The organism is Streptomyces beijiangensis (assembly GCF_017315755.1).
GTDB lineage: Bacteria > Actinomycetota > Actinomycetes > Streptomycetales > Streptomycetaceae > Streptomyces > Streptomyces beijiangensis.
In genome coordinates, this window is record NZ_JAFLRJ010000658.1 from 1 (window position 1) to 4,455 (window position 4,455).

The window sequence follows — 4,455 nt, forward strand, 5'->3', positions numbered from 1 at the left end:
GCGGCGCACACCCCGTGAAGGGTGTGCGCCGCTCGCCGTTCCGGTGTCGCGTCAGGCTGCCCGGTAGGCCGCCGTCAGCTTGGCGATCGCCCCCTTCAGGTCGCCCGTCAGGAGCAGGTGGTCCGCGTCCGCGAAGGGCTTGGACGTCGCCTGGGTGAGGTGGGTCTCGATCTTCTGCTGGACGATCTGGCGGGCCGCCGTCGCGATCTCCTTGCCCGCCGGGGAGTCCGCCTTCACGAAGTTCGCCGCGAGTGCGAGGGCCCTGAGGGTCACCTCACCGCCGGGCGGGGTCTTCTTGAGAGTGGTCAGGCCCCAGCCGTACGGGAACTGGGGATCGTACGTCGCATCGCCCACGTTGATCGGCAGCTGCGACTCCGACTTCGGCCAGGTCAAGGGGAGTTGACCGGTGAAGGCCTTCTTGCCGTAGAGGACGTCCGCCACTCCGTCGCCCTCCGTGCCCGGCAGCCAGGAGGCGACCAGGGCGTCGGTCCTGGCGAGCTGGTCGCCGATCAGCTGCGGGCGGCCCGAGACGATCAGGACCGCGCACTTCATCGCCGCGCAGACCTTGTCGATCGCCGCCTGGTCCGCGGCGGTGAGGGCGAGCGTGTGGCCGTTGCCGACGTCGCCGATTCCCTCCGCGTACGGCTTCTCGCCGACTACCACCACGCCCACGTCATAGCCCGTGGTCGGGGCCGACGCGTCCTTCGAGTAGGTGAGGGCGGTGGGGTCCGTGACGTCCTTCTTGATTCCGTCGAGGATCGTCGTGCCGGTGGTCGTCTTGCCGGAGCCGCCCTGCCAGGTGACCGTCCAGCCGCCGGCCTGGTTGCCCAGGTCATCCGCGTTGGATCCGGCCACGTACACCTTCTGGGAAGGCTTGAGCGGGAGGACGTTTCCGGTGTTCTTCAGCAGGACCTGGGACTCCGCCGCCGCCGTACGGGCCACCGCGCGGTGGTCTGCCGAGCCCACCTTCGAGAGGTTCGCCGTGTCCGCGTAAGGCTTCTCGAAGAGGCCGAGCTGGAACTTCTGGGTGAGGATGCGGCTAACCGCGTCGTCGATGCGGGACTGCGCGATCCGGCCCGCCTTCACCTCGTCCTGGAGGGTCGCGGTGAAGGTCTGGTAGTTGGTCGGCACCATGATCATGTCGAGGCCCGCGTTGATCGAGGTGCGGACGTCGCTCGGGTAGTCGCCGGGGATCTGGTCGATGGCCTGCCAGTCACTGATGACGAAGCCCTTGAACCCCATCCGGTCCTTCAACACCCCATTGATCATTGCGGCGTCGGCGTGCATCTTCACCGGGCCCTCGTCGTCCCCGATGATGTCGAGGGAGGAGTACGAGGGCATGACCGAGCCGATGCCGCGCTTGACCGCGTCGGCGAAGGGGGCGAGGTGGACCGCCTCCAGCTCCTGGCGGGTGACCGTGGTGACGCCCTGGTCGACCGTGTACGAACCGGTCGTCGACGATCCGTACGCCGTACCGCCGTCACCCACGAAGTGCTTGGCAGTGGCGAGCACCTTGTCGTTGCGGGACAGGTCCTTGCCGTCGGCCCGGCCCTGCATTCCCTGGATCACTGTTTCCAGGGAGGAGACCAGGGCGGCGTCCTCGCCGTACGACTCGTACGTGCGGCCCCAGCGCTCGTCGCGCGAGACGCAGAGGCAGGGCGCGAAGTCCCACGGGATGCCGGTCGCGCGCACCTCGTTGGCCGTCACCGCGCCGGTCTTCTCGGCGAGCGCCGGATCGCGGGTCGCTCCGAGACCGATGTTGTGCGGCATGATCGTCGAGCCGATGACGTTGTTGTGGCCGTGCACCGCGTCCACGCCGTAGATCAGCGGGATCTGGAAGCGGGTCGCCTGGGCGCGCAGCTGGTACGAGTCGACCATCTTCGCCCAGGCTTCGGGCGTGTTCGGGGTCGGGACCGAGCCGCCGCCCGAGAGGAGCGAGCCGAGGCCGTAACCGGCTATGTCTCCCTGGGACTTGAGGGCATTGCGTTCGGCCTGCGTCATCTGGCCGGCCTTCTCGGCCGGTGACAGACGGGAGAGCAGGTCCGCGACGCGCTTCTTCACGGGAAGCTTGGCGTTCTGGTACGGCAGGCCGTGCGCGTTGATGACGACCTGCGGGGTCTCGGCCGGGGGCTTCGCGCCGGTGACCGTCAGCTTGAGCGGGATCGTCTCCGCTTCCTCGGCCGCCACCTTGTCCTTGGTGGTCGCCACCGTGACGGTCTGCGAGGCGCCGGAGGCCGAACCGGCCGGGAAGGTGACCGTGCCCGAGGTGGGCGTGTAGTCCTTGGCGGGGTCCGCCGTGCCGCCCTCGGTCGTGTACGCGACCGTGACCGGCTCCTCGGTGGGGGCCGCTCCCGTGGTGGCCAGGGAGATCTTGATGTGGGCGGAGTCGCCCTCCTTGACCGGGTAGACCGCCGCGTCCGTGGCGACGCTGACCTTGAGGGACGGGTCGGCCTTCCCGTACAACTCCACGTCGTCCATGGCGAACCGGCCCGGGGCGCCGGTGGGGAGCGTGAGCGCATAACCCCACATCTTGTCCAGGCCGAGGACCTGGTCGATGCCGCCGACCGGCTGGTAGTCGGTGCGGTAGACGAAGTCCGCGAAGGGGATCTCTACCTGGTGCCAGCCCTCCCAGTCGTCCGTGAAGGAGGTCGTCCAGAGCTCGGAGGCCTCGCCGCTGGCGCCACCGTCCTTGATCTCGAAGTTGATCTTCTTGCCGGATCCTGGCGGCAGGGGTGCGGTGTTCTGTCCGTACCACCAGAAGCGGATGCCCTTGGAGGCCGTCCAGTCGTGTCCTGGCTGGTCGGCGGCGTAGTCGTGGGAGAAGCCGCCGTACGCGGAGATGTTGTACGTGCCTTCGAGGACCTTGGCGCCCTCGGGGGCGTCGCTGCGGTCCTTGAAAGTGAGGGTGGGGTTGTCGGTGGAGCTGCCGCCCCAGGTGAAGATTCCCTCGGCGGGCTGGTTCGCGAAGGGGACTTCGCCCTCGAAGCGGTCCACGGGGACGGGTGCCGGGTCGTCCGCGGAAGCGCTGCTCGCGGTGAAGGGGAGGAAGGCTGCGAGCAGGGCGGCTGCGGTAAGTGCCGCTGTTCTTGATCTGGATCTCGTACGTGTGCGAGGCATTGCGGCTCCTCAGTTGTCACGAGTGAGACGGATGGTGTCGCGGTACCACTTGGCACTGTCCTTGAGGGTGCGCTCCTGTGTCTCGTAGTCGACACGGACGATCCCGAAGCGCTTGTCGTAGCCGTAGGACCACTCGAAGTTGTCGAGCAGCGACCAGGCGAAGTACCCGCGTACGTCGGCGCCTTGGGCGCGGGCGTCGGCGACAGCGGCGATGTGGTCGGCGAGGTAGGTGGTGCGGTCGGCGTCGTGGATCTCGCCGTCGGGGGCGACCTCGTCGTCGAAGGCGGCGCCGTTCTCGGTGATGACGGTGGGCAGGCCGTAGTCCTTCTGCAGGCGCAGAAGAAGGTCGGTGAGGGCGGTGGGGGTGATCTCCCAGTCCATGGCCGTACGGGGGAGATCGCGCTCCACGCCGCGGGTGACGGGGAGGCCCTCGGCGTCGAGGGGGGATCCTTCCTCGGTGACTCCGGAGAAGAGCGAGCCACGGTAGAAGTTGACGCCGAGGACGTCGAGGGGGGTGGAGATGACCTCCAGGTCGCCGTCCTGGATGGGGAGTTCGACGTTACGGAGGGCCAGGTCGGCGATGACGTCGGCCGGGTAGGAGCCCTTGGTGACGGGGTCGAGGTAGAGGCGGCGGCCCAGGCCGTCGGCGCGGCGGCAGGCTTCGGCGTCCTCGGGGCTGTCGGTCTCGGGGGTCGCGGTGCCGAGGTTGAGCGTGATGCCGAGTTCGAGGTCCTGGTGGTTCGCGGCGGCCGTCTCGCGGAGGTGCTTCGAGGCGAGGCCGTGGCCGAGGAGGAGGTGGTGGACAGCGTTCATCGCGTCGCCGAAGTTCTGGCGGCCGGGGGCCTGGGCGCCGTACGCGTAACCGAGCATCGCGGAGCACCAGGGCTCGTTGAGGGTGGTCCAGTGCTTCACCCGGTCGCCGAAGGCGTCGTAGGCGAGGGCGGCGTACTCGGCGAACCGGTAGGCGGTGTCGCGGGCCGGCCAGCCGCCCGCGTCTTCCAGCTCCTGGGGGAGGTCCCAGTGGTAGAGCGTGATCCATGGGGTGATCGCGCGCGTCTCGAGCTCGTCGAGGAGTCGCTTGTAGAAGTCGAGGCCCTTGGCGTTGGCGGGGCCGCGGCCGCCGGGCTGGATGCGGGGCCAGGCGAGCGAGAAGCGGTAGGTGTCGACGGAGAGGTCGGAGATGAGCTGCACGTCGTCGGGCATGCGGTGGTAGTGGTCGCAGGCGGTGTCGCCGTTCTCGCCGCGGACGACCATGCCGGGGGTGCGGCAGTAGGTGTCCCAGATGGAGGGGGTGCGGCCGTCTTCGGCGGCTGCGCCCTCGATCTGGTACGCGGCGGT

2 protein-coding genes are annotated in these 4,455 nt (G+C 69.0%); both read right to left on the reverse strand.

The window, feature by feature from the left end; all coding sequences use genetic code 11:
- Window positions 1–51: 51 nt before the first annotated feature.
- The gene (locus J0695_RS38000) at window positions 52–3,117 is read right to left on the reverse strand and encodes a glycoside hydrolase family 3 protein (protein ID WP_206969390.1); all 3,066 of its coding nucleotides are present in this window, start codon (window positions 3,115–3,117) and stop codon (window positions 52–54) included.
- Window positions 3,118–3,126: 9 nt separating this feature from the next.
- A partial coding sequence (locus J0695_RS38005) for a GH1 family beta-glucosidase (RefSeq protein ID WP_206969391.1) occupies window positions 3,127–4,455 on the reverse strand: 1,329 nt, incomplete at its 5' end.